22 protein-coding genes, 1 tRNA gene and 3 pseudogenes are annotated in these 22,916 nt (G+C 74.7%); 12 read left to right on the top strand and 14 right to left on the bottom strand.

The window, feature by feature from the left end; genetic code table 11:
- Positions 1 to 44: 44 nt before the first annotated feature.
- The 5 genes and pseudogenes from REH70_RS19845 to REH70_RS19865 all read left to right on the top strand — a co-directional run bounded on the left by REH70_RS19845 (position 45) and on the right by REH70_RS19865 (position 5,912).
- Positions 45 to 680 (top strand): TetR/AcrR family transcriptional regulator, encoded by a 636-nt coding sequence (locus REH70_RS19845; RefSeq protein WP_310750091.1) that lies wholly within the window; start codon positions 45 to 47, stop codon positions 678 to 680.
- A 142-nt stretch (positions 681 to 822) separates the two neighbouring features.
- A pseudogene (locus tag REH70_RS19850) lies at positions 823 to 3,341 on the top strand (MMPL family transporter).
- Positions 3,342 to 3,469: 128 nt separating this feature from the next.
- Positions 3,470 to 4,051 (top strand): sugar O-acetyltransferase, encoded by a 582-nt coding sequence (locus tag REH70_RS19855; protein WP_310750094.1) that lies wholly within the window; start codon positions 3,470 to 3,472, stop codon positions 4,049 to 4,051.
- A complete protein-coding gene (locus tag REH70_RS19860; protein ID WP_310750097.1) occupies positions 4,048 to 4,614 on the top strand; it encodes a TetR family transcriptional regulator in 567 nt (188 codons plus the stop codon). The genes REH70_RS19855 and REH70_RS19860 overlap by 4 nt, the downstream gene beginning before the upstream one ends.
- A gap of 59 nt (positions 4,615 to 4,673) precedes the next feature.
- Complete coding sequence (locus REH70_RS19865) at positions 4,674 to 5,912, top strand: MFS transporter (RefSeq protein ID WP_310750100.1); 1,239 nt, start codon at positions 4,674 to 4,676, stop codon at positions 5,910 to 5,912.
- Here REH70_RS19865 and REH70_RS19870 read toward each other — a convergent pair.
- From REH70_RS19870 to REH70_RS19890, 5 genes are all read right to left on the bottom strand, one after another.
- A complete protein-coding gene (locus tag REH70_RS19870) occupies positions 5,890 to 7,137 on the bottom strand; it encodes a TIGR03862 family flavoprotein (RefSeq protein ID WP_310750103.1) in 1,248 nt (415 codons plus the stop codon). The two genes, REH70_RS19865 and REH70_RS19870, sit on opposite strands and share 23 nt — an antisense overlap.
- A complete protein-coding gene (gene idi, locus REH70_RS19875; protein ID WP_310754446.1) occupies positions 7,130 to 7,645 on the bottom strand; it encodes an isopentenyl-diphosphate Delta-isomerase in 516 nt (171 codons plus the stop codon). Before idi ends, REH70_RS19870 begins: the two co-directional genes overlap by 8 nt.
- Positions 7,646 to 7,806: 161 nt before the next feature.
- Positions 7,807 to 9,288: an FAD-dependent oxidoreductase gene (locus REH70_RS19880; protein WP_310750106.1), complete on the bottom strand. Its 1,482-nt coding sequence runs from the start codon at positions 9,286 to 9,288 to the stop codon at positions 7,807 to 7,809.
- A gap of 34 nt (positions 9,289 to 9,322) precedes the next feature.
- Positions 9,323 to 9,523: a hypothetical protein gene (locus tag REH70_RS19885; protein WP_310750109.1), complete on the bottom strand. Its 201-nt coding sequence runs from the start codon at positions 9,521 to 9,523 to the stop codon at positions 9,323 to 9,325.
- Positions 9,505 to 10,149 (bottom strand): UbiA family prenyltransferase, encoded by a 645-nt coding sequence (locus REH70_RS19890; protein ID WP_310750112.1) that lies wholly within the window; start codon positions 10,147 to 10,149, stop codon positions 9,505 to 9,507. Before REH70_RS19890 ends, REH70_RS19885 begins: the two co-directional genes overlap by 19 nt.
- A gap of 332 nt (positions 10,150 to 10,481) precedes the next feature.
- Between REH70_RS19890 and REH70_RS19895 the strand changes: the two genes are divergently transcribed.
- Together REH70_RS19895 and REH70_RS19900 are read left to right on the top strand one after the other, a co-directional pair.
- Complete coding sequence (locus REH70_RS19895; RefSeq protein WP_310754448.1) at positions 10,482 to 10,784, top strand: glycosyltransferase; 303 nt, start codon at positions 10,482 to 10,484, stop codon at positions 10,782 to 10,784.
- Complete coding sequence (locus REH70_RS19900) at positions 10,709 to 11,668, top strand: nucleotide disphospho-sugar-binding domain-containing protein (RefSeq protein WP_310750116.1); 960 nt, start codon at positions 10,709 to 10,711, stop codon at positions 11,666 to 11,668. Before REH70_RS19895 ends, REH70_RS19900 begins: the two co-directional genes overlap by 76 nt.
- A gap of 75 nt (positions 11,669 to 11,743) precedes the next feature.
- Here the strand turns inward: REH70_RS19900 and REH70_RS19905 are convergent, their stop codons facing one another.
- The 8 genes and pseudogenes from REH70_RS19905 to REH70_RS19935 form a co-directional block, all read right to left on the bottom strand.
- Positions 11,744 to 12,514, bottom strand: coding sequence for a hypothetical protein (locus REH70_RS19905; protein WP_310750119.1), 771 nt, complete (start codon positions 12,512 to 12,514; stop codon positions 11,744 to 11,746).
- Positions 12,515 to 12,893: 379 nt separating this feature from the next.
- A pseudogene (locus REH70_RS20980) lies at positions 12,894 to 13,472 on the bottom strand (ATP-binding cassette domain-containing protein); the annotation flags it as partial.
- A gap of 20 nt (positions 13,473 to 13,492) precedes the next feature.
- Positions 13,493 to 14,137 (bottom strand): ABC transporter ATP-binding protein, encoded by a 645-nt coding sequence (locus REH70_RS19910; protein WP_310750122.1) that lies wholly within the window; start codon positions 14,135 to 14,137, stop codon positions 13,493 to 13,495.
- Positions 14,134 to 15,771: a hypothetical protein gene (locus tag REH70_RS19915; RefSeq protein ID WP_310750125.1), complete on the bottom strand. Its 1,638-nt coding sequence runs from the start codon at positions 15,769 to 15,771 to the stop codon at positions 14,134 to 14,136. The genes REH70_RS19910 and REH70_RS19915 overlap by 4 nt, the downstream gene beginning before the upstream one ends.
- A gap of 85 nt (positions 15,772 to 15,856) precedes the next feature.
- Positions 15,857 to 16,282 carry a hypothetical protein gene (locus REH70_RS19920; RefSeq protein WP_310750128.1) on the bottom strand — a complete coding sequence of 142 codons (426 nt, stop codon included), beginning with the start codon at positions 16,280 to 16,282 and terminating at the stop codon, positions 15,857 to 15,859.
- Between the two features lie 67 nt (positions 16,283 to 16,349).
- Positions 16,350 to 16,958: a hypothetical protein gene (locus REH70_RS19925; RefSeq protein ID WP_310750130.1), complete on the bottom strand. Its 609-nt coding sequence runs from the start codon at positions 16,956 to 16,958 to the stop codon at positions 16,350 to 16,352.
- 23 nt (positions 16,959 to 16,981) lie between these two features.
- Positions 16,982 to 17,593 (bottom strand): stage II sporulation protein M, encoded by a 612-nt coding sequence (locus REH70_RS19930; protein WP_310750133.1) that lies wholly within the window; start codon positions 17,591 to 17,593, stop codon positions 16,982 to 16,984.
- A gap of 101 nt (positions 17,594 to 17,694) precedes the next feature.
- The gene (locus REH70_RS19935) at positions 17,695 to 18,018 is read right to left on the bottom strand and encodes a hypothetical protein (protein ID WP_310750136.1); all 324 of its coding nucleotides are present in this window, start codon (positions 18,016 to 18,018) and stop codon (positions 17,695 to 17,697) included.
- Between the two features lie 714 nt (positions 18,019 to 18,732).
- Here REH70_RS19935 and REH70_RS19940 point away from each other — a divergent pair.
- The 3 genes from REH70_RS19940 (at position 18,733) to REH70_RS19950 (ending at position 21,055) form a co-directional block, all read left to right on the top strand.
- The gene (locus tag REH70_RS19940) at positions 18,733 to 20,292 is read left to right on the top strand and encodes an endo-1,4-beta-xylanase (RefSeq protein WP_310750139.1); all 1,560 of its coding nucleotides are present in this window, start codon (positions 18,733 to 18,735) and stop codon (positions 20,290 to 20,292) included.
- Positions 20,293 to 20,429: 137 nt separating this feature from the next.
- Positions 20,430 to 20,678 carry a type II toxin-antitoxin system prevent-host-death family antitoxin gene (locus REH70_RS19945; RefSeq protein WP_310750142.1) on the top strand — a complete coding sequence of 83 codons (249 nt, stop codon included), beginning with the start codon at positions 20,430 to 20,432 and terminating at the stop codon, positions 20,676 to 20,678.
- The gene (locus REH70_RS19950; protein WP_310750144.1) at positions 20,663 to 21,055 is read left to right on the top strand and encodes a type II toxin-antitoxin system VapC family toxin; all 393 of its coding nucleotides are present in this window, start codon (positions 20,663 to 20,665) and stop codon (positions 21,053 to 21,055) included. Before REH70_RS19945 ends, REH70_RS19950 begins: the two co-directional genes overlap by 16 nt.
- Before the next feature lie 48 nt (positions 21,056 to 21,103).
- Here the strand turns inward: REH70_RS19950 and REH70_RS19955 are convergent.
- Positions 21,104 to 21,174: transfer RNA gene (locus tag REH70_RS19955), tRNA-Gly, on the bottom strand.
- 102 nt (positions 21,175 to 21,276) lie between these two features.
- Here REH70_RS19955 and dcd point away from each other — a divergent pair.
- Both dcd and REH70_RS19965 read left to right on the top strand, forming a co-directional pair.
- A pseudogene (dcd, locus tag REH70_RS19960) lies at positions 21,277 to 21,851 on the top strand (dCTP deaminase).
- A 5-nt stretch (positions 21,852 to 21,856) separates the two neighbouring features.
- Positions 21,857 to 22,915: a hypothetical protein gene (locus REH70_RS19965; RefSeq protein ID WP_310750147.1), complete on the top strand. Its 1,059-nt coding sequence runs from the start codon at positions 21,857 to 21,859 to the stop codon at positions 22,913 to 22,915.
- The last annotated feature ends 1 nt before the right edge of the window (position 22,916 follow it).

The raw sequence follows: 22,916 nt of genomic DNA on the forward strand, positions 1-22,916 counted from the left end.
GCCAGGCCGTGCACGGAGTGCGACGTTGCACTTAGTGTCATCACGTGACCGCGGCGCCTGATCTCACCGACCGCCGGGCCGCGCTCAAGGCGCGCCACCGGCGGGCGATCGTCGCCGCCGCCGAGTCCCTCATCGCCGAGACCGGTGGGCTCGGGTTCACGATCGACGACCTCGCGCGGCGCGCCGACATCTCCCGGCGCACGGTGTTCAACCACTTCGCGTCGATCGACGACATCGTGACCGAGGTCTTCAGCGATACGCTCGGCGCGATCGTCGACTCCCTCGAGCGGATCGACCCCGCCGGGGACGACCCCGCCTCGCTGCTCGACGAGCTCGCGCAGGCGCTGCGCGCCACGGACCTCGTCACGCCGATGGCGTACCTCACGCGCTCGCTGCGGTCGCAGGACGACCGCTCACCGCAGTTCGCGGTCGCCCTCGTGCGCGTGCTCGGCCAGGTCGGCGACCGGCTCGCCACCGCGATGGTGGCGCGGCACCCCCGCGCCGACCTGCTCGACGTCCACCTCCTCGTGAACGCGGTGATCAGCGGCCTCGTGGTGCTGCACCAGCACTGGGACGCCGCGACCGGTGCCTGTGACGACGACGACGCCAGGCAGGTCTGGGCGCGGCTCGTGGACCGCCTCGTGGAGAACACCCGTCACGGCTACGGCCGGATGCCCTGATCCCCACGTCCCCCGACGACGCCGTCGTCGGGCACCCGCCCTGCACGTCGGCACCCCCGCACGACCCACCCTGCACCTCGAAACCCCCGCACGACCCACCCCGCACGACCCGCCCCGCACGTCCCGAACACTGAAGGCAGACATGGCTGAGCTCCTCTTCCGCATCGGTCGCTGGGCCGCGCGGCGCGCCCGCACGGTGATCATCGCCTGGGTCGCGGTCCTCGCGGCCGTCGGCGTCGCGTACGCCGTCGTCGGCGGCACCCTCGCGACCACCCTGTCCATCCCCGGGACGCCGACCGCCGAGGTCACCGACCGGCTCGCGGACGAGTTCCCCGAGGCGTCCGGCGGCACCGGCAGCGTCGTGCTCAGGACGCAGGACGGCGAGCCGTTCACCGACGCGCAGCGCGAAGCGGTGAGCGACCTCGCCGCCGGGGCCGCCGAGGTCGACGGTGTGGAGTCCGTCGTCGACCCGTTCGCGACCGAGGCCGAGCGGGCCGAGGCCCTGGCCCAGATCGAGGGGGTCGCGCCCAGCTCGAGCAGGGCAGGACGCAGCTCGAGCAGGGTCAGGCCCAGCTCGACGCCGCCCGGGCGCAGGCCGAGGCGGCCGGCGCGATCGCGGTGGTCGGGCCGGAGCTCGACGCGCAGCAGGCCACGATCGACGCCGGCCTCGCCGAGCTCGAGGCGCAGGAGGAGCAGCTCGAGCTCGGTGCGTCCCTCGCGGACCTGGCGGCCGAGATCCGCACGGTGTCGCAGGACGGCAGCGCGGCGATCCTGACCGTCCTGTTCACCGACACCCAGTTCGACGTCACGCCGGAGACCAAGGAGGCCGTCGTCGAGGTCTTCGAGTCCGGCCCGGTCGAGGGCGTCGTCACGGACTACTCCGCGGACCTGACCCAGGGCGTCCCGGAGATCCTCGGCGTCGGCGAGGCGGTGGGCCTCGTGGTCGCCGCGATCGTCCTGGTCGTCATGCTCGGCACGCTCGTCGGTGCCGGCCTCCCGATCGTCGCGGCCCTCGTCGGGGTCGGCATCGGCGCGCTCGGTGCGCTGTCCCTGTCCGGCGTCGTGGAGATGGTGTCGGTGACGCCGATCCTCGGCGTCATGCTCGGCCTCGCGGTCGGCATCGACTACTCGCTGTTCATCATCAACCGCCACCGCCGCCAGCTGAAGCAGGGCTACGACACCGAGGAGTCGATCGCCCTGGCGAACGGAACGTCCGGCAACGCGGTCGTGTTCGCCGGCGCCACGGTGCTCATCGCGCTCGTCGCGCTCAACATCACCGGCATCCCGTTCCTCGGCCTCATGGGCACCGTCGGCGCGATGTGCATCGCGATCGCCGTGCTCGTCGCCGTGACCTTCACGCCCGCGCTCCTGTCCCTGGTCGGAGCCCGGGTCCTCAGCAAGCGGGAGCGCGCGCGGCTCGCCGCCGCGGGCGTGGGCGCTGCCGCCCCGGGTGCCACGGCCCCCGCCCCCACGTCCCGGCGCGCGGTCGCCGCTGCCACCCCGCCCGCACCGGCCACGCCGATGTCGACCCGGAGCGCCGTCGCTCGCGTCGTCGTCGCCGTCGGTGCGCTGGTCGTCGTCGCGCTCCCCGCGTTCGACCTGCGGGTCGGGCTGCCGGACGGGTCGTCCGAGCCGCACGACTCCACGCAGTACCGCGCCTACACGACGACCGCCGAGGAGTTCGGCGCCGGCCAGAGCGGGCCCCTGCTCGTGGTCGCCGACCTGCCGGGCGGGACCACGGAGGAGGACCTCCTCGCGCGTCAGGTCGAGGTCGGCGAGCAGCTCTTCGCCCAGGACGACGTCGTCGCCGTCGCCCCGGTCGGGACGTCGCCGGACGGCACCGTCGCCACGTTCCAGGTGGTGCCGACCGAGGGCCCGACCAGCGAGTCGACCGAGGAGCTCGTCCACGCGCTGCGTGAGCTCTCGCCCCTCGACGGCGGCGTGGAGATCGCCGTCGCCGGCCAGGCGAGCGGCAACATCGACATCTCGGAGAAGCTGTCGGACGCCCTGCCGGTCTACCTCGCGGTGGTCGTCGGACTGTCCCTGGTCATCCTCGTGCTGGTGTTCCGGTCGATCTACGTCCCGGTCATCGCGACCGCCGGGTTCATCGGGTCGTTCTTCGCCGCCCTCGGTGGCGTCGTGGCGATCTACCAGTGGGGCTGGTTCAGCGGCGTGTTCGGCGTGGAGTCGCCGGGCCCGGTGCTGAGCTTCCTGCCGACCATCCTCGTCGGCATCCTGTTCGGCCTGGCGATGGACTACATGCTGTTCCTCGGGACGGGCATGCGGGAGGCCTACGCGCACGGTGCGCCGGCCCGGGTCGCGGTCGCCGAGGGTGTCCGCGCCGGCCGCGCGGTCGTGACCGCGGCGGCGATCATCATGGTCTCGGTCTTCGGCGGGTTCGTGTTCTCCCACAGCGCGATGATCCGGCCGATCGGCTTCGCGCTCGCCTTCGGCGTGCTCGTCGACGCGTTCGTGGTGCGGATGTTCCTCATCCCGGCGCTCATGCACCTCGCGGGGGACAAGGCCTGGTGGCTGCCGCGCTGGCTGGACCGGCTCCTGCCCGACGTCGACGTCGAGGGCTCGTCCCTCGAGCGTCGCCACCCGCACGCCGTCGTCGAGGCGCCCGGTGCGCTGACGGCGCAGGACGCGGCCGTCCGGTAGCGATCGCCCCTTCGCACCCCCAGGTGCCCGCGTCGGACCCTGTCCGGCGCGGGCTCCGGTCTGCCTGCGGGTGTGCGGGCATCGGCCGTTGTGTACAGATGTACACCATCGTGGATACGCTCGACCGCATGTCGACGCCTCCCGAGGACACCCGGACCATGCGCGAGCGGATGCTCGCCGGTGACCTGTACATCGCCGACGACCCGGAGATCGCCGAGGCGGCGCACGCGTCGCTGGACCTCATGGCGGCCTACAACGCCACCTCGTCGCGCCAAGAGCCGCTGCGCCGCCGCCTCCTCGACGAGCTCCTGGGCTCGCTCGGCGAGGACTCCGTGATCCGGCCGCCGTTCTACGTCGACCTCGGCAGCAACATCCGCATCGGTGCGCGCTGCTTCGCCAACTTCGGCCTCACCGCCCTCGACGTCGCCCCCATCACGATCGGCGACGACGTCCAGATCGGGCCGCACGTCCAGCTGCTCACCCCGACCCACCCCGTCGAGCCCGAGCCGCGGCGCGCGAAGTGGGAGGCGGCCCGGCCGATCACCATCGGCGACAACGTGTGGCTGGGGGGCGGCGTCGTCGTCTGCCCTGGCGTGACGATCGGGCAGAACACCGTCGTGGGCGCGGGCGCCGTCGTCACCCGCGACCTGCCGGCCGACGTGGTCGCGGTGGGCAACCCGGCGCGGGTCGTCCGAACCATCGAGGCGTGAGCGCGCCGGCCGCGCGGGTGCGCCGCGTCGACCCGCACCGCCGCGAGCGGATCCTCGACGCCGCGATCGACGTCATGGCGGCGCGCGGCGTGGCCGGCACGACGCACCGCGTCATCGCCGCGGCGGCCGACGTCCCGCTCGGTTCGCTCACCTACTACTTCACCGGCCTGGACGACCTGCGCGCCCAGGCGTTCGCGCGGCTGGCGGAACGGGCCACCCGGGCCTACGCCGCGCACTTCGACGGCGTCCGCTCGGCCGAGGACCTCGTCGATGCCGTGACGGACCTCGTGCACGACGCCGCAGGCTCCCGCCCCGACGAGTGGGTCGTCGCCTACGAGCTGTACCTCGCCGCGCTGCGCGACCCCGCGCTGCGGTCCGTCACCGAGGCGTGGATGCGCGCGAGCCGCGGCGTGCTCGAGCGCTTCGTGGCCCCCGACGTCGCCCGCGGCCTGGACGCGCTGGTGGAGGGACTGATCATGCACCGCACACTGTCCACGGCCCCGGCGAGTCGCGACGAGACGCGCGCAGCCGTCCGGCGCGCCCTCGCGCCGCTGCCCGGCTGATCCGGGCGTCCCTGTCACGCCTGCTCGCCCGTCCTCCCTCCTGCCCGAGAGCCGCCGCCATGCCCTCCGTGTCACCCCTCGCCCGCACCGTCGAGCCCCGCCTGCGGCGCGCCCGGGCCGCCGTGGCGGCGGTCTTCTTCCTCAACGCGGTGGTCTACGCGAACCTCGTGCCGCGGCTGCCCGACCTCAAGGACCGCCTCGACCTGACCAACGCCGAGCTCGGCGCCGCGGTCGCGGCCATGCCCGCGGGTGCGCTGCTCGCCGGGCTGCTCGCGCCGGCGCTGCTCCAGCGGCTCGGGTCGGCGAAGGTCGGCGCGTTCGGGCTCATCGGGCTCGCGGTCGCGGTGGCCGGCGTCCCGCTGACCGGGTCCTGGGCGGCGTTCGCGGCGCTGCTGCTCGTCGCCGGTGCGCTCGACGCCGTGATCGACGTGGCCCAGAACGCGCACGCCTTCCGGGTGCAGCGCGCGTACGGGCGGTTCATCGTCAACTCGCTGCATGCCACCTGGAGCATCGGCGCCGTCGTCGGCGGCCTGCTCGGGTCGGCCGCGGCGGGCCTCGCGATCCCGCTGGGCGTCCACCTGTGGGTGTCCGCGGCGGTGTTCAGCGTGGTCGCCCTGCTCGCGTACCGGTCGATGCTGCCCGGACCCGACGACACCGAGCGCACCCCGCCGGCCGTGGGCGCGGGTGCGGGCGCGGAGGTGCCGTCCGGTGCCGGACGCCGGCTGCTGGGCCACGTCACCGGCCGCACCGTCGTGCTCCTCGTCGTGCTGGGCCTGCTCGCGTCGGCGGAGGGGTTCGCCCAGGACGCCGGCTCGACGTGGGGTGCGCTGTACATGCGCGGCGAGGTGGGGACGAGCGCCGCCGTCGCGGGGCTCGCGTTCGTCGCGCTGCAGGTCGCCATGGTCGCCGGACGCCTCGTCGGCGACCGGGTCATCGACCGCGTGGGGCAGCGTCGTGCGGTGCGCGTTGGCGGAGCGGTCACCGCCGTCGGGATGGGGCTGGCGATCGCGGTGCCGGCGGTCCCGACCACTCTCGTCGGCTTCGCGCTCACCGGGCTCGGCGTCGCGACGCTGGTGCCGGCGGTCATGCACGCCGCGGACGAGCTGCCCGGGCTGCCGCACGGCGTCGGCCTGTCGGTCGCGAGCTGGCTGCTGCGGGTCGGCTTCCTGCTGTCCCCGGCGATCATCGGGGTGGTCGCGGACGCGAGCAGCCTGCGCGTCGGGCTCGTGGTCGTGGTGCTGGCCGGGGTCACCGTGGTGGTGCTGGGCCGGGTGCTCAGCGCCCGGGACCCCGACTGAGCCAGTCGAGCGCGCCCTGCGCGGCGACGACCCCGCTGCTGAACGACGCCTGCAGCAGGTAGCCCCCGGTGGGTGCCTCCCAGTCGAGCATCTCCCCGGCGACGAACGTGCCGGGCAGTTGGTGCAGCATGAGCGACGCGTCGACCTCCGACCACGCGATCCCCCCGGCCGACGAGATCGCCTTCTCGATCGGCATCGGGCCGGTGACGAGCACCGGGACGGCCTTGACCAGGTGGGCCATCGCCGCGGCGTCGTCGGGCAGGGTGCCGCCGGTCGCCTCCCGCAGCAGCCCGACGGCGACCGGGTCGAGGCCGGTCGTGCGGCGCAGCCAGGAGGTCGCGGAGTCCTTCGGGCGGCGCTGCCGCAACCGGTCGGTGAGCCGGTCGGCGGTGTGGTCGGGGCGCAGGTCGAGCTCGAGGACGCAGCGCGCGTCGGCGTCGAGCGCGGCGCGGATCGCCGCGCCGAGCGCATAGACCGGTCCGCCCTCGAGCCCGCTGCGCGTCACCATCGCGTCGCCGCGCACCGGTCCGGCAGCCGGCCCGCTCGCTCCGCGCACCAACAGCGCGAGGTGCTTGACCGGCGTCCCCTCGAAGCGGTCCGCGAAGACGTCGGTCCAGCCCACGCGCACCCCGACGTTCGCCGGGCGCATCGGTGCCACAGCCACGCCGCGCGCGCGGAAGGGCTCGACCCAGGCGCCGTCGGACCCGAGCCGGGGCCACGACGCCCCGCCGAGCGCGAAGACGGTCACGTCCCCCGTCACCTCGGTGGTGCGCCCGTCGCGGTCGGTGACGCGCAGCGCGCCGTCGTCGGCCCAGCCGGTCCACCGCTGCCGGGTGCGGACCTGCACGCCGAGCCCGGCGAGCCGCGCCAGCCAGGCGCGCAGCAGCGGGGTCGCGCGGAACCGCTGCGGGAAGACCCGTCCGCTCGAGCCGACAACGGTGGGCTCACCCAGCTCCGCGCACCAGCGACGCAGGTCGTCTGGACCGAAGGCGGCGAGCAGGGGCATGACCCGGTCGGCCGCCTCGCCGTAGCGCGGCCCGAAGCGGGCGACGTCCTCGGAGTGGGTGAGGTTGAGCCCGCCGTGACCGGCCATGAGGAGCTTGCGGCCCACCGACGGCATCGCGTCGAGAACCGTGACCGCGACCCCGGCCCCGGCGAGGCGCTCCGCGGCGATCAGGCCGGCGGGCCCGCCCCCGACGACGACCGCGGTGGGTCGGTCATCCACGCAGGTGCGGGGCGATCCGGTCGAGGGAGCTGACGAGCCACGGGCTCATCGCCCACGGAGCCGCCTCGACCGCCCGGACGAGGTCGGCCGGCGCGACCCAGGCGAGGTCCATGACCTCGTCCGGGTTCGCCGCGGGCGCCTGGGTGGTGCGCGCGAAGTAGATGGGGCAGATCTCGTTCTCGACGATCCCGGAGGCGTCCGTCGCCCGGTAGCGGAAGTCGGGATCGACCAGCTCGACGTCCGTCAGGGTGAGCCCGAGCTCCTGCAGCCCGCGCCGGGCCACCGCGTCCTCCATCGGCTCGTCGACCCCGGGGTGCCCGCAGAAGCTGTTCGTCCACACGCCGGGCCACGTCCGCTTGCTCAGCGCGCGCCGGGTCACCAGGACCCGCCCCTCCTCGTCGAGGACGTGGCAGGAGAACGCCAGGTGCAGCGGCGTGCTCGGGGTGTGCACCTCCGCCTTGTCCGCGACACCGATGTGCCCGCCGGACTCGTCGAGCAGGACGACCATCTCTGCAGGGCTCACGACGGCTCTCTTCCTCGGCGACGGACGTGCATGGGGTGGGTGATCGGGCATGGGGTCGGTGGTCGGGGGCCCGGGTGACGGGCGACACCGTGCCACCGTCGGAACGGCCGGCCGCCGGGGGTTGTTCCGCGTGCCGGTGGACGGGCTCAGGTCGGCACCGCCCGGAGCAGCCGCCGCGTCGCGATCATCGCGCCGCCCAGCACGGCCGGGATCCCGCCGCCCGGGTGCACGGACGCCCCCACCCGCCACAGCCACGGCCGCCACGGGTCGCGGTACGACGGGCGGTGGAACGGTCCGCTCTGCCACACCGGGCGAGCCGCTCCGTACAGCGCGCCGTGCGGCTCGCCGAAGCCGCCGTAGTACTGCGGGTCGAGCACGACGTGCTCGTCGAGCAGGTCGGTGAGCGGGGAGTCGAGGCCCAGAGCGGTCGAGACCCGCTCGACCTCCCGCCGCACGAAGGGGTGCTCGAGGGTGTAGCGCCCGCCGTCGGCCGGAGCGGTGAGCAGGATGCCGACGGTGCTCCGCCGGTTCGGGTACACCTCGCCCGCCCGGTACTGGTTGACGAACACCATCGTGTCGGCCGGCTCGTCGCCCGCCTCGAGGCTGCGGTACAACGCGGCGGGCCTGGTAGGGAGGACGACGCTGTGCGCCGCGAGGCTGGCGGGCAGCTCCTCGCGCAGCACCCCGTACACCGCGATGCCCGAGCACGACAGCGTGCGGGGACGGGCGCGTGGGCGGGTCCGCTGAGGGCTGAGCGGCTGACGGTCGCCGGGCTGGCGGCTGAGCGGCTCACGGCTGAGCGGCTGGACCGGGCCGACCAGTGACGCGAGGCGGTCGCCGTCGAGCGCGCTGACGACGACGTCGGCGCGGTGCTCGGCCGCGGTGGTGGTGACCCGGCCCCGCTCGAGGTGCGTCACGGCCTCGCCGAGCCGCACCTCGACGCCGGCCGCCTCGGCCAGCCGGGCCAGGGCGAGCACGATCTCGTACACCCCGCCCCGCGGCACCCAGGCGCCGTCGGCGGCCATGATGGCCGGCATGCTCGCGTAGAGCGCGGGTGTGCGCGACGGCGAGACACCGGCGTTGAGCGTGTGGATGGCGAGGATGTCCCGCAGGCCGTCGGGCAGCCAGGTCAGGCCGTCGAGGTAGGCGCGGGTGGTCAGCCGTGACCCGTAGACGTCGAGCAGCCGGCGCAGCGCCGGGAGCGCCGCGCGGTCGAGCGGTTCGGCGAGCAGCAGCGCCGACACGTCGTCGGCGAGGGGCGCGTGCAGGTCGCTGAAGCGGCGCCAGGCGGGGTACCAGGGGTGGTCTGGCGCGACCGGCAGCGACGTCTCGTCGTCCCGGTAGAGGTACCGGCCGACCTCGGGCATCCGCACGAGGTCGAGGCGGCCGTCGTCGGAGGCGGGCCGCCGGCCGTCGTCGAGCCGGCGCAGCAGCTCGTCCCAGACCGCCGGGAACGTCACCAGCGACGGTCCGGTGTCGATCCGCTCGCCGCCCAGCAGCACGCGGTGGCTCTTGCCGCCCAGCGTGCCGGACGCCTCGAGGAGCGTGACCCGGTGCCCGGCCCGGGCGAGGAGGGCGGACGCCGCGAGCCCGCCGATCCCGCCGCCGACGACGACGACGCGGCTCACGCCCGGCCCCCGCCCACGGCGCACGCCCGCGCCGTCACGGGTACCGCCCGACGAAGATCCCGACGGTGAGCAGCACCCCGGCGACGGAGCCCGCCAGGTACGGGAAGGCGACGGACAGCGGGTAGAGCCGGTGCCCCGTCGCGGGCGTCGGGTCCCGGAGCAGGCCAACCACGAGGACGCCGGCGATCGCGAGGCTGACCGCCGCCACCGGCACGCTCACCAGGGCGAACAGCACCGACGACAGCACCCACCAGAACCCGCTCCACAGTGCGACCCCCTCGGCCCGAGGCGGACCGCCGTCGTCATGATGCCCGCCTCACGGTCCTCGACGATGTCCTGCACCGCGTCGAACGGGTGCTTCGCGACGCTCCACGCCATCAGCCCGACGGCCGCGGGCCACACCGGCGCGACGCCGAGGGCGGCGGGCACGATCACCAGCGGCAGCGCGTACGCGGCGTTGCTCACCGAGTCCAGGAACGGGCGCGCCTTGAACCGCAGCGGCGGCGCCGAGTAGAAGACGAACACGGCCGCGTAGAGCGCGATCGCCGCGTTCGCCGCCGCCGGCAGGGCTACGAGGAAGTAGACGAGGAACGGGATGTTGGTGGCGGCCACGCCCCACGCGATGAGCCGGACCTCCGACGGCCGGATCCGCGCGCCCTCCATCGAGCCCTTGCGGGGGTTCGCCGCGTCCGTCTCCTGGTCGTAGATGTCGTTCACGCCGTAGATCAGCAGGTTGAACGGCAGGGTCAGCCACAGCAGGACCGGCAGCGCCCGCACGTCCCAGAGCGTGCCGGTGAGCCAGACGCCGACGACCCCGCCGCCGATGGTGTTGATCCACAGGACGGGCCGAGCGATGTGCACGAGCCGGCCGATGACGGACCCGATCCCGGCGATCCCACCGGTCCGGGCCGGCGAGGCCGGCGCCGTCCCGTCGGCCGGGTCGGCAGCGGGGAGCCTTCGGCGCGACGAGCGCCGGGCATGCTGCGTTCGCGCATGCAGTCACTCCTCGAGGTCGTCGCGGCCGCCCTGCGGGCCCGGCGGGTCGGGCACCGCCCCGCCCTCGAGCGTCGTCGGCGCGCGTGACGGTAACCCGGCGCGACGACCCCCGCCAGCCGGTCCGTGGCGATGCGGTCGCCCCTCAGGGCCCGGCCCGACCGTGCGCGGCGCCGGGGCAGACTGGGCGGGTGCGGATGATGCTGCTGACAGCCGGGACGCGCGGCGACATCGAGCCGTTCCTGGCCCTGGCCCGGTACGCCGCCGCCCGCGGGCACGACGTCCGGCTGGGGATGACCGAGGGCGCCGGTATGCCGTCGGACGTGGATGCCGTCGGGCTGGGCCTGGACTTCCGGCGGGTTCTCGCACCCCCGGCCGCACGCCGTGGGCGCTCGCCCGGCACCTCAGCCGCGAGGTGCGTCCCGGGATGCGGCGGATGCTCGCCGCCGCGGTGCGGGAGACCGTGGCGTTCGCTCCCGACGTCGTGGTGCACCACCCGCTGATCCTGTCGGCGCCGATGGCGGCGGACGCGCTCGGCGTCCCCCGGGTGCTCGCCGAGTTCTCCCCGGTCGCGACGGCGTCGGAGGGCTTCCCGGCGGCGGGCGGGCCCACCGCCACGTACGACCTCGGCCGCTGGAACCGGTCCACCTACGCCGTGCCGCGGGCTGCTGCGCGGGTCTTCGCCGCCGACGTCGTCCGCGCCGCGGCACAGCTGCCCCGCGGACGGCGTCCGGCGTCCCGGACGCCGTCGCGCGCGACGCTCATGGCCGTCAGCCCCCAGCTCCTGCCCCGGCCGCACGACTGGTCCCCGCGCGTGCACCTCACCGGCTCGTGGCACGACGACGGGCTCGCGGACGCCGTCGACCCGGCCGTCGCGGACTTCGTGCACGACGGCGGCCACCTCGTCGCCTCGTTCGGCTCCATGGCGGTCGGCGGTGCCGAGGCGCGAGCCCGGGCGGTGGTCGGCGCCGCCCGGGCCCACGGGCTCCGCGTGCTCCTGCTCACCGGGTGGGGCGGTCTCGCGCTGCCCGACGACCTCCGGGGGTCCGACGTGCTCGCGGTGCGGGCGGCACCGTTCCCCGCGGTCCTGCCGGGGGCGGCCGTCGTCATCCACCACGGCGGTGCCGGCACCTCGCACGCGGTCGCCCGGGCCGGCGTCCCCGCCGTGGTCGTGCCGGTCACCGCCGACCAGCCGTTCTGGGGCACCCAGCTGCACCGGCGGGGGATCGCCGCGGCGCCCATCCCGGTCCGCCGCCTGACCACCGCTGCGCTCGTCACCGCGGTCGCCGACGCACTGACCCGCGGTGGGCGGGCCGCCGAGGTCGGCCGGGCCATGCGGCGGGAGGACGGGCTCGCGGCGGCGCTCGACGTGCTCGGGTTGCTGTAACGCGCTGCGCGCTGTGCCCTGCGTCCTGTGGCCAGGCCCCGACGCGGGCCCGGGCGCCGGGCGGCGTCGTCGGCCCTACGCCGTGTCGACCACCGCGAGGTCCGCCCGCCGGAAGACGAGGTAGCCGGCGAGCGCGGTGAGGGCCGCCACGCCGAAGAAGACGGCTGCCGGCCGACCGATGGAGTCGGCGGGGAAGTACATCCCGGCCGCCCCGGTGCCGACGAGGAACTCCCCGCCGGCGGTGAACGGCAGCAGCGACACCAGCCACGACCACGTCCGGGGGACGAACACCAACGAGGCCAGGAGCGCGGGCTCGACCATGAACGCCGCGACCACCGGGATCGCGATCGCCCCCAGCAGGTGCCGGCGCACGATGCTCGCGACCCCGACGCCGATGAGGGCGAAGCCGACCGCGTACAGGGTCGCGCGACCCGTGGTCGCGAGGGCCGACCCGGTCGACACCGCGCCCGCCGTGAGACCGATCGCGACCAGGCCGACCGCTGCGCTCAGCAGGCTGAGGAGGACGGCCGCCCCGACGGCGACGACGAGCTTGGCCCACCACACCCGCTGCCGGCTGCCCGCCCGCAGGATCGCCCCGAGGACCAGGCCGCGGCGTGCGTCGGCGAGGGTCGCCGCGACGGCGAGCGTCACCGCCCCGACGGGCAGGGCCATGTTGAGGCGCATGACGCTGACGAAGAGCCCGTCGGGCGTGAGCCCGAACTCGGGGAACAGCGAGAACATCGCCGCGGCGGCGAACGAGCCCACGACGATGACGACGGTCAGCACGACCGCCAGCACGCGCACGTGCCGCAGGGTGCGCAGCGCGTACCACTCGTAGCCGATCACTTCGCTCCTCCGTCGCCCCGACGGTGACGGGGTCGGTCGAACCGTGGGCGGCGCCGGTGGGGGTGGTCGACCGCAGGAACGCCTCCTCGAGGGTGGCGTGGCGCTCACGCAGACCGAGGACGAGCACGCCGGTGTCGCGGACCAGGCGTGCCACGGCGTCCACGTCCTGACCGCTGACCAGGAGCCCGGTGCGCTCCGCACGGACGTCCCACCCGAGCGCACGAGCCGCCTCGGCGAAGCGGGCGGGCGCGTCGACGTGGAGCTCCACCTGGACGAGGTCGTGCCCGCGCAGGTAGGCGTCGAGGGGCTCGTCGGCGACGATCCGGCCCTCGGCCAGCACCAGCACCCGGTCGGCCACCCGCTCGAGCTCGGCGAGGATGTGCGACGCGACCAGGACGGTGCCTCCTCGGTCCGCGTGCGAGCGCAGCAGGTCCTTCACCCGCTGCACGGCGGCCACCTCGAGCCCGTTGATGGGCTCGTCGAGGATGAGCACCGCCGGGTCGGGCAGGAGCGTGGCGGCCAGCGCGACGGAGCGTCGCATGCCCGTGGAGAAGCGCCGGGGGACCTTGTCGACGAGGCCCTCGATGCCGAGCAGCCCGACCACCTCGTCGACGCGCTCGCGGCCGTGTGGCACGTGGCGCGCGAGGAGCCGCAGGTGGTCGCGCACGGTGCGTCCGGGGTGGGCCTGCAGGGTCCCCAGGTCGACGCCGAGCACGCGGTGCGGCGCCTCGTGGTCGAGCAGTGGGCGGCCACCGAAGGTCACCGTGCCGCCGCCGTCGACGAGCCCGGCGATGCGCCGCACGGTGGTGGTCTTGCCGGCGCCGTTGCGGCCGAGGAACGCGGTGACCGTGCCCGGCTCGACGCTGACCGTGATGTCGTCGAGCACGACCGTGGACCCGTACGCCTTGGACAAGGACCGGGCGTCGAGCCGGGTCGGCGGGAGAGCGGTGGTGGGCACGATGCTCCTGGTGGTCGGGGTCAGCGGACGGGGCTGGTGGCGGCCGGCTCGACGACGCGACCGGCGGCGAGCGTGATCCGGCGGTCCACCAGCCCGTGCAGGGGGGCCTCGTCGTGGCTGGTCACGAGCACGGCGCGCCCGTCGCTGCGCCACGTGCGCAGCAGCGTCCGGACGGTCTCCACGGTGTCCGCGTCGAGCCCGCTGAACGGCTCGTCGACCAGCACCACGGGCGGGTCGTGCAGGGTCGTCACTGCCAGGCCGAGCTTCTTGCGCATGCCGAGGGAGAGCTCGCTGACGAGCGAGTCGAGCGCGTCGGCGAGGCCGATCCGCTCCACCGCCGCGACGGCGCGGGCGACGGGCACTCCCCACAGGCGCGCGGCGAGGGTCGCCGTCTCGCGCGTGGACAGGTAGTCGTAGAGCGGTGGGGTGTCGGGCACGTAGGCGCGCGACGCCCGCGCCGTGGCGGACGTCGCGTCGTGACCGCAGATCCGCACCGCGCCGTCGTCCGGTACCTCCAGCCCTGCGGCCAGGCGCAGCAGGGTGCTCTTGCCGGACCCGTTGTGCCCGCGGAGCAGCACCGTCTCCCCGGGCTGCACCGTGAGGGTGACGCCGGCGAGTGCCTGCGTCGTCCGGTAGACGACGCGCACGTCCGCGACCTCGATCATCTCCACCTCCGGGTGAGGGTGTCGCTGCGGGCCACGCCGGCACCGACGCCGACGAGCAGCCCGAGCAGGACGGCCGCGGTGACCGCGGGTGCGACGTCGTCGCCGGCCAGGGTGTACGCCAGGACGACCGGCAGGACGGCGACCAGCAGGGCGACGCCGTGGATGATCGTCGCGACCGGGTCGCGCTCGACGAGGCTCTGCGTGCTGCCCTCGGTGCGCCGGGCCAGGACCGACCCGAGCGTCGCCCCCGCGCCGGACGCGGCGAGGAGCAGCACCACGAGCAGCACCAGGGCGACCCGCTCGGCCGGCGACCGACCCAGGACGAGGCACCAGGCGACCAGCGGCGCGCCCACCATCCCGGCGACCTGGCGGGACACCGAGACCGACTTGGCGACCAGCAGCACCCCCGTCGGCACCGGCGTGCTCCGCAGCAGCGCCCATGCCCGCCGCTCGGCCTCGATGCCGGCCACCGGCACCACGGTGTCCTGCACGCCGGCGACGACGCCGATCACCGCGACCGCGAGGCCGGCGGCCATCCAGGTCACGGCGTGCAGGTGCGTGGCCCCGCCGGCGACGGCGAAGCCCAGCGCGGCACCGGTCGCGCCGGCACCGAGCGCGCGCGCCCGCCGCACGGGGGCGGCGGCGACGGCGGGCAGCCGCCGCAGCGCGAGCCCGTCCTTGACCACGACGAGGGCGACGACGCGGAGCGCGGTCGGGGCGACGTCGCCGCGGCCGGCGACGGCCGTCCACACGCGCCCGGCGACGGTGGTGGGGGCCGCGCGCCGGGCGGCGGGTCCCACGGGGGCGAGCGCGTGCCGTCGGGCCACCCGACGCAGCAGGACGACGGCGAGCGGTGCGGCCAGGAGCGTCACGGCGAGGGCGGCCCCGAGCACCGCGGGCGCCCCGGCGTCCACGAGCCGCTCCCAGCCCGGGGGCCTCGTCACCAGCACGCGGTCCAGCACGGACCGCTGCAGGGCCGCGCCGATCTCCGCCGCCGTCCACCCGCGCCACCGGCCGACCAGCACCGGGGCGACGACGCCCAGCGCGACGCCGACGACGAGGCCGGTGGCGGCCGCCAGGACCAGGGTCCGCGCGCGTCCGGCGCGAGCCGGCACGAGGGCCAGGGCCGCCAGGGCGGCGAGCCCGAGCACGCTGCCGACGACGGCGCCGCCGGCGACCGCGGCGACCGCGAGGGCGGCCGTCGACGAGAGCCCCCACAACGGCAGCGCGACCGCGGCCGCGGCGAGGGTCAGGGTCAGGGTCTCGACCACCGCGGGCATGACCGCGGTGACCGCGACGTGCTGCCCGCTCGTGAGCGGGCTCAGGGTGAGGAGGATCTGGCGGTCGGGCACCTGGCGCAGGGCCAGGGCCGTCCCGGGGGACGCGCCCCCGAGCGTGACGACGACGGCGAGGAGCGCGAGCACCCAGACGAGGGTGGCCGCGCCCTGCGGTGCGAGCTCCTCGCCGAAGCCGAACCGGCGCAGCACCGCCCCGACGGCGACGAGCGCCAGCAGCAGTCCGACCCGTCCGGCGACGGTGAGCGCCGTGGCGACCCGCCACTGCCAGGGCAGCATGACCCGCCCGTTGAGCTGGTTCAGCGACCGCCGTCGGTACCCGACCGTCAGCCCCCACACCGCCCGTGGCGTCAGCGGCACCCGCGGGCGCGCACCAGCCGTGACCGGCGGTGCTGCGGCCCGGGGCGGGTGCTGCTGGTCACCGTCATCGCGAGGCGGCCAGGGCGCGCACGAACTGGACGACGACGAGTGCGGCCGCGATGCCCTGAGCCGCGGCGACGACGGCGAGCACCGGATCGAGCGGGAAGTACGCGCCGAACAGCGGCAGCACGGGCGTGCTCGCCACCCCGAGGACGAGCACGGCCACGTGCCCGACACCCACGAGCGCGACCGTCAGCACGCTGGCCAGGAGGAGCACCGGCAGGACGACCCACGCGATGATCGACCAGTCGAGGACGTCGGCGATGAGGGCGACCTCGCCCGGGTCCACCTGACGACGGCCGAAGAGCTCGCGCTGCGGCAGCTGCTCGAGCACGCCGGTCCGGCGCAGTCCGTAGACCGCCGCGTACAGCCAGCTCAGGGCGAGCGACACCGCCGCGGTGCGGACGGTGGCGCGCATCGTCGGCGTCATGGTCCGAGCCTGCCCGGCGGGGCGCCCGGCAGCCAGGTCGGCGCGGGTCATACCAGCGACCGCCAGTTCACGAAGACCGCGACGACGGCGGCGACGACGAGTGCGGCGACGACCGAGCGCTGCCAGGACGCGGCGGCGACCCGACGCGCGACCACGGCAGCGAGGACGACGGCCACCGCGAGCCCGAGGTCGACGTCGAGCGCGGCGAACGCGACCATCTCGTCCGGTCCGGGCTCGGGGTGCGTGAGGCCGACCACCGCCAGCCGGACGGCGAAGTACGCGCCGACCAGCGTGCTGAGCGCGGTCCCCAGGGGCGTGCCTCGTCCCGCGTCAGCCGTCCGACGACGCGGTGGACCAGCGCGGCGGCCGCCCCGGCGAGCACGGCGGCCAGGACGGTCCCCATGACCAGGACGACGGCCGTGGTCAACCACGCGGTCGCGACCGTCACGCCGATGAAGTCGGTGCTGTCGGGTGACTCGGCGAGCGCGGTGCGCTCGAACAGCGGGAGGTCGCGACGGGTCACCACGAACGCCAGGACGACGAGCACGACGAGCACGAGGTCGCGCAGTCGTCGGGAGGCGAGGACGGTCGACGGCGACCGGGACGACCCGGTGCGGGCCGGGTCGGAGGCGGGGCCGTGCTCGACTGAATCGTGCGCGGTCTCGTGGACGGTCATGGAGGCTGTCTCCTCGTCTGTGCTCATGCGCTGACCCACGTCTCGATCGTGGCCCCGATCGCCAGGGCGACCAGTGCGAGGAGCTGCAGGACGAGGGCGTCCCGCAGCACCTGCCCGACGGCGAGGCGGGTGGACCATCCGCCGATCCGCCGGGCCACGGCCACCACGGACGTCAGTCCGGCCGCCGTGGCCAGCACGAAGCCGGCCATCTCGGGCACGAGGTGCGGACCGACACCGAGCGCGAACTGCGCGGGGCCCACGAGGCCGATCGCCTGAGCCGTGAGGACCCCGAGGATCGTCGCGGACGTCGCGGTGAGCAGGACCGTGGTGATGCCGAGGCAGACCAGGCCGGAGAAGAGCCCGAGGGTGATGTGCGCGTTGTTGGAGAAGATCTCCCACCACAGGGCCCCGGACACGGTGACCGCCTCGCGCTCGACGACGTCCGTCCCGCGCAGGCCCTCGCCGTACCCCACGGCGACCATCGCCGACCACAGGAGCGCCGCGAGCACGAGGGCCGGCCACTGCCGCCTGAGGCACGCCGACACGGTGCGACCCGCCCCCATGCGGCGCCGCACCGGGGCGTCCCCGGTGCGCGTCAGCGACCCCGCTCGAGGTGCTGCCACGTCGCTGCTCATCCCGTTCCCCCTGGCTCGGTCGATGTGCGCGGGGTCGACCCGCGCCGCCGGTGGTGGGGGTGCACCGCCGCCGGACCGGCGCGGCGGTGCACCCACCGGTCCTACCTGACGATCGCGGGGATCGCCGCCCGCTTCGCCGCGTTGGTCGTGGCCAGCCGCAGGATCGTCCGGATGCCGGCAGCGGCGAACGCCGCTGCCCCGGTCCAGATCCCGAAGATCGCCACCAGGGTGAGTGCGATGTCCGCCCCGTTGATGATGCGGTTGACGACGAGCGTGACCGAGCCCGTCGTCGCGGCGATGCCGAGCCCCTGAGGAGCTCGGGTGAGGCGATCGCGATGGCCATGACGGCGAACATCGCGACCGTCACGCTGCCGCCGGCTACGAGGGCCTTGCTGTAGGCCCGCGTCGTTCCATTCATGGGACAACCCCTTGTTGTTGACTGCGGATTCGCAGGTGCGCGCGGGGATGCCATCCGCTGCAGTCGAACACCGCCCCCCGGCCCAGCGAGGTGAGCCTCTCGGAACCACTGCCCCGCGGATACGGTTTTCGCACCTCGTCCCACGCAGTGAGACAAAGCCGTGACTTGAGTCACGGCCCCTTATCACTCGAGAGACCGGGTCGGTGCCGTTTCGGGTCAGCAATCAGGGGAGGGCTCCGGGCCCCGGTCGCCGTCATGTGGGGAGGCGCCGGGAGGGATGAGGGGGCGGGCGGCGACCCGAGCCAGGTCGCCACCGGCTCGCCGACGGGTAACACGGGTCGAGGTTGGGGTGGGCCGCCGGAGGAAGCCCTCGCCTTGCCTGGTCCGGCCGTTGCGGCTAGCGTGCCGATCGCACCCGATGTGTAACGTTATCTACTGCACGGAACCCGACATCGAGTGAGAGTGCTGCAACGACGCGGCGCACGGCCCCTGCGCTGACGGCGACGACGCCGCGAAGGACGAGAGGTGTGGGGCGGTACCCGAACAGGACGTCGGCCCGGGCGTGGGCTCACCCCCGCCACGCCGGCTCCCGAGCGCAAGAACGAGAGGATCGATGATGATTCGACGCACCACACGACGACGTGGGGGCACTGCGGTGACGACGCCGCGGCCCCACCGACCAGGCGTCCGGCAGTGGGCCGGCGCAGGTCTCGCCGTCACCGTGGCGGCGGTCGGCCTGGCCACACCGGCCCAGGCTGCCGTCACCGACCCCAGCGCGCCGATCGCCTCCCTCAAGGAGGTCTACAGCGACTACTTCGACGTCGGGAACATCTACTCCTCCCCGGCGACGTACGCGGCCGGGTCGCCGAACTCGGCGGTGGTCGAGCGGCACTTCAACATCATGACCGCCGAGAACAACATGAAGCCGGACCAGCTCCTGCCGAACGCCAACATCAACCCGGAGACGGGTGAGTGGACGTACAACTTCGGGCCCGCGGACGCCTTCGTCGACGAGACCCTCGCGCGGGGCATGAAGGTCCACGGGCACGTCCTGGTCTGGCACGGCCAGTCGCCGCCCAACCTCAACCGGGGCCTCACGCGCGATGAGGCACGCGCCAACATGGAGCGCTACATCGAGGACGTCCTGACGCACTTCCGCGGGCGGACCGTCTCCTGGGACGTCGTCAACGAGGCGTTCGTCGACGGGCTCGCGGAGTTCGACCCTGAGACCCAGGACTGGCGGGACTTCCTGCGCGGCGGCCCGAACGGTGGGTTCTCCGACTGGTACAACGCCTACGCCAACGGCGCCGACCTGGCGGCGGGCGAGTCGCCGGCGGACTTCCTCTACGACGCGTTCGTGTTCGCCCGGACGTACGGCCCCGAGACGCGGCTCGAGTACAACGACTTCAACGTCTTCCAGTCCGAGGGCAAGGGCCAGGCGATCATCGCGATGGCCACCGACCTCAACGAGCGGTACGCCGCCGAGCACCCCGAGGACCCGCGGCAGCTCGTCGAGGTCATCGGCCTGCAGTCGCACAACTACATCAACCAGACGCCGGCCTTCGCCTGCTCCGACCTCACGCGCCTGCCCGAGCTCGTGGACGACGACGCCGCCGAGTGGCGGCCGGGTGCCTGCTCGAACGAGGCGTCCGTCGAGCGGTCGCTCCAGCTCATCACCGAGGCCGGTTTCGAGGCCAACATCAGCGAGCTCGACCTGCAGGTGTGGGAGGCCTGGAACGGCCAGCCGGAGGGTGACGACCGGTCGCTCTACCGCGACCTCAACGACCCGTCGGTCGCCGACCGGATCTCGCGCGGCGAGTTCGACTACTGGGTCGGGAAGATCAACAGCCGCACCGAGCTCGAGGCCATCCAGGCCCAGCGGTTCGCCGAGTACTTCGCCGTCTACAAGAAGTACTCCCAGGACATCCACCGGGTGACCTTCTGGGGCCTGAACGACCAGCTCAGCTGGCGGTCCACCCACAACCCGCTGCTGTTCAACAGCGACTGGACCCAGAAGCTCGGCGCGGTCGCGGTCGCCGACCCCGAGGAGTGGCTCGGCCTGCGCAAGCCGGTGACCGACACGTCGAGGCTCCAGGCGGTCGTCGCCGAGGCCAACGAGCTGAAGCCCACCGGCCGGGACTACACCGGCAAGAGCGTCGCCGCAGTCCGGGTGGCCGCGGGCAAGGCGCGCGTGGTCATGGCCACGCGCAGCACCCAGGCGGAGGTGGACGCCGCGACCGCTGCGGTCGTCGCTGCCATCAACGGGCTCGAGCGGAGGTAGTCCGCACCGGACGGTTGAGGCCCTCGACGGGCCGGGAGGTGGTCACCGCCTCCCGGCCCGCGAGGGCCTCGGCCGTGTCCGCCTGTGCGGCGCGCAGGGGCTCTACGAGGCGGTAGCACAAGTGCTACCGTTGAAGCATGACGACCGTGGGCCTTCGCGAGCTCCGCCAGCAGGCATCCGAGCTGGTCCGGCGCGTCGAGGCCGGCGAAGAGGTCACCATCACCGTGGCCGGTCGCGCCAGCGCGCGTCTGGTGCCCGCGGACACACGCACGTGGCGTACCTGGTCAGACGTCGAAGAGCTGTTCTCCGGACGTGACGACCCGGACTGGGACCGAGACCGAGGACTCATCGACAGCGAGATCACCGATCCATGGGAACCGCGGTGAGGGCTGTCCTGGACACCAGCGTCGTCATCGCCACCGACGTCGGTCCCCTGCCCGGCGAGCTGGCCATCAGCGCTGTCACTCTCGCCGAGCTGCACTTCGGCGTGCTCGTCACCGCCGACACCGCGGTCCGTGCCGAGAGATTGCGGCGCCTGTCGGTCCTGCAGCGACGCTTCGACGCGCTCCCTGTCGATGAGGCCGTGGCCGCCAGCTACGGCCGGCTGGCTGCTGCGGTCGTCGCAGCCGGTCGCCAACCGCGCGCCAGGACCATGGATCTTCTGATCGCCGCGACGGCTCATGCTCACGGCGCGCGGCTGTACACCCGCAATGCAGTCGACCTGACGGGCGCGGACGACCTCGTCGAGGTCGTCACGGTCTGAAGCCGACCCGACGGATCAGACGCCTCTCCGACCTGCGGTGATGCTGGGAGCGGGTGACGGGAATCGAACCCGCGCTATCAGCTTGGGAAGCTGAAGTTCTGCCACTGAACTACACCCGCGCTGCGCTCGGGGCGTGAGCGCGCGGACCGAGCATACCCAACGCGGCGCCGTCGTCGGACACCGGCGCACGGCGGGGCCCCCACCACGACTACCGTGTCCGCGTGCTGCTCTCCGACCGTGACATCCGCGCCGAGCTCGACGCCGGCCGCGTCGTGCTCGACCCGTACGACCCCGCGATGATCCAGCCGTCGAGCATCGACGTCCGGCTGGACCGGTACTTCCGGCTGTTCGACAACCACAAGTACTCGGTCATCGACCCGGCGCAGGACCAGCCCGACCTCACCCGGCTCGTCGACGTCGACCCCGCGGAGCCGTTCATCCTGCACCCGGGCGAGTTCGTCCTGGGCTCGACGTACGAGGCCGTCACCCTGCCCGACGACGTCGCGGCGCGCCTCGAGGAAAGTCGTCCCTCGGCCGCCTCGGCCTGCTGACCCACTCGACGGCGGGCTTCATCGACCCGGGCTTCACCGGGCACGTGACCCTCGAGCTGTCCAACGTCGCGACCCTGCCGATCACGCTGTGGCCCGGCATGAAGATCGGCCAGCTGTGCTTCTTCCGGCTGTCGTCGCCGTCGGAGTTCCCGTACGGGTCGGCGCAGTACGGCTCGCGCTACCAGGGCCAGCGCGGCCCGACGCCGTCGCGCTCCTCGCAGAGCTTCCACCGCACCCCGGTCTAGCCGCCGTGCTCCCGCCCCGGCTCGCCGCGGACGACCCCCGGCTCGCGACCCGCCACCTGCTCGCGCTGCCGGACGACGTCGCGGCCGATGAGGTGGAGGCGCTCGCCGTCAGCCGGTTCCTCGGCGCCCGCTGGGACACCCCGGTCCCCGCGACCGCGCCGCGCGGCCGGGCGGCGCGCGACCCGCTGGCCGGCGTCGGCGTCCTGCGCCTGTCGCGGCACTCGTCCGCGGCCGGACCGTTCGCCCTCGCCCCCGACGACGCCGCCCGCCTCGGCCTCCCGCCCGGCGCTGCGACGGCGTACCTCATCTCGGCACCGCGCGAGCGCGGCGAGCCGCCCTATCCCGGCGGCGACCGGGACGGGCTCAAGCGCGCGTTTCCCGACGGCATGCCGGTCCGCGACGAGGAGCGCGTGCTGCGCTGGCTCGTCGACGCCGCCCGCCGGCTGGGTGGCGCGGTCCGGGTCGCCGACGGCGCCGCGGTGCTCGCCCCGGACCCGGCGGGCGCGACGGACCTGACCGTCTACTCGGCCGTCCGGCTCGAGCCGGGTGCGGCGCTCGCCGTCGTGCAGCGCGTCGTGCCCGGGGCGCGGCTCGCGATGGACGCGGTCCCCTGGACCGGCCCACGGCCGGACGCGCTGCCGGTCGACGCCCCCGTGCCGGCCATCGGCGAGCGGGTGCGGCGGCGGGTCCAGGAGCGCGCGGCAGCGTGGGACGCCGAGGCCCTCGCCGCCCCGGACCCGCTCGACGGATACGGCATCGAGGTCGTGCAGGACGCCGACGGCGTCGTCGTGGTCGAGGCGGGCAGTGACGCGGGCGGCGTGGCCGTGCTGCCGGTAGCGCTGCGCGGGCTCACCTGGCCCGCCGACGGCGTCGCGACGTACCGGGTCCGGTGGGAGCCGGCCGACGACGAGGAGGCCGAGCAGGAGAACCCGCCCGCGGCGCACCGCGCCGCTCGTGACCGGGCGCAGCCAGTGGTCGCCGCGGTCGCCCGCGCGCTGTACGCCGCTGTCGGCGGCGAGGTCATGGACGCCGCGGAGTTCCTCGTGGAGCCCGTCGACCTCTGAC

Origin of the sequence: Cellulomonas sp. ATA003, from assembly GCF_031582905.1 — a bacterium.
In the GTDB taxonomy this organism is placed as follows: Bacteria; Actinomycetota; Actinomycetes; order Actinomycetales; family Cellulomonadaceae; genus Pengzhenrongella.